The following is a 1,630-nucleotide window of genomic DNA, read 5'->3' as shown; positions in this document are numbered from 1 at the left end:
TCGGCGCCTTGAGCAGCCCGTGCTGCTGCGCACCACTACGCGCATCAGTCATCTGCGCGGCCCTGTGGACTTTGACGCCTTGCCCGAGCCGCAGCCCAAAAAGGATTTTCAGCGTGATCCCGCCCGTTTTGTTCCCGTACCTGCCGTGGCCCGCAGGCGGCACATGGTTCTGGACGAACTGATGGCCCGCGCCCGGCAGGCAGCGGAAGAAAGTTCCTTCAACACGATTGCCGAACCTGACGGCTCTACGCGGCTGGGCATCGTCACCAGCGGCGTTTCGCGCAACTATCTGGCTGACGCGCTGGCTGCCAATGGGTGGGAAGGCCGCGCGCGTGTGCTGGAACTGGGCATGACCTGGCCCCTGCCCGAAGAAAAAATCTGCGCTTTTCTTGATAAATGCGATCGGGTTCTGGTGCTGGAAGAGGGCGAGGACCTGCTGGAGCAGGATATTCGCGTTCTGGTGCAGCGGCGTGGTCTTTCCGTGAGCATTGAGGGCAAGGACGACATCCTCACCCATCAGGGCGAATATTCCACCACGCTTGTCACGCGCCGTCTGGCCCGGTGGTTTGAAGAAACCTGTCCCGTGCGGGAACCGCGCAGCATGGAGCCTGACCTGCCGGGCCGCCCGCCCAACCTCTGCCCCGGCTGTTCGCACCGCGCCGTATATTACACGGTGCGACAGATATTCGGTGATGACGCCTATTACTCCAGCGACATCGGCTGCTACACCCTGGGGCTTCTGCCGCCCCTGCGCACGGCTGATTTTCTGGTATGCATGGGTTCGTCCATCTCGGCGGGCAGCGGCTTTGCCCGTGCTTCGGAAAAACCCGTCATCGCTTTTATCGGTGACTCCACCTTTTTCCATTCCGGCATGACCGGTCTCGCCAACGCCGTTTTCAACCAGCATGACGTGCTTATGGTCATTCTGGACAACGGAACCACGGCCATGACCGGGCATCAGCCCAATCCGGGCATGCAGCAGGATGTGCTCGGCGGCATGAGCAGCCACATGGATATTGAAACCATTGTGCGCGGCATGGGCGTAACCGAAGTAGCCAAGGTACGCGCCTTCAACATCAAGGCGCTTACGGCGGCTCTGAAGGACATGAAGGACAAGCCCGGCGTGCGTGTGCTTATTACCGAGGAACCGTGCGTACTTTATGCCCGCCGCCAGCTCAAGAAGACTGCTCCCCAGGTGGCCGTAGTGGCACAGCAGGGGCCGGAAGCCATGCGCTGTCTTGAGGAGCTTGCCTGCCCCGCTTTTTATCGCCACGGCGACAATCTGGAGGTGGATGCGACCCTCTGCACGGGCTGCATGGTGTGTTTGCAGGTGGCCCCCGGGGCTTTCAAGGCGCGCAAGCGTCAGGGATAGGTGAAAGACAATGACTATGCAGAACAAGCAGAAGCGCATGCGCGTTTATTTTACCGGCGTGGGCGGTCAGGGAACCCTTACGGCCACGACCCTGCTGGCCCGTACGGCTCTTGAGGCCGGTCTGGATGTGGTGGCAGGCGAAGTGCACGGCATGGCCCAGCGCGGCGGCGTGGTGGAATCCGTCATGCTGTTGGGCGGCTGGCGTTCGCCCAAGCTGGACCTTGGCGAGGCTGATGTCATGCTGGGCTTTGAGCCTTT

The 1,630-nt window shown here is 61.5% G+C and carries 2 protein-coding genes; both read left to right on the top strand.

Features of this window, described 5'->3' with window-relative positions; translation table 11 throughout:
* The coding region (locus tag V6C16_RS12725; protein WP_333543383.1) for a thiamine pyrophosphate-dependent enzyme at positions 1 to 1,372 on the top strand (1,372 nt) is incomplete at its 5' end.
* 10 nt (positions 1,373 to 1,382) lie between these two features.
* On the top strand, positions 1,383 to 1,630 hold a 248-nt coding region (locus V6C16_RS12720; protein WP_333543382.1), incomplete at its 3' end, for a 2-oxoacid:acceptor oxidoreductase family protein.

Source organism: Desulfovibrio sp. 1188_IL3213, assembly GCF_036763145.1.
GTDB lineage: Bacteria > Desulfobacterota > Desulfovibrionia > Desulfovibrionales > Desulfovibrionaceae > Desulfovibrio.
Note: the sequence above shows the minus strand (reverse complement) of the source record. Positions and strands in the feature narration are given on the sequence as shown.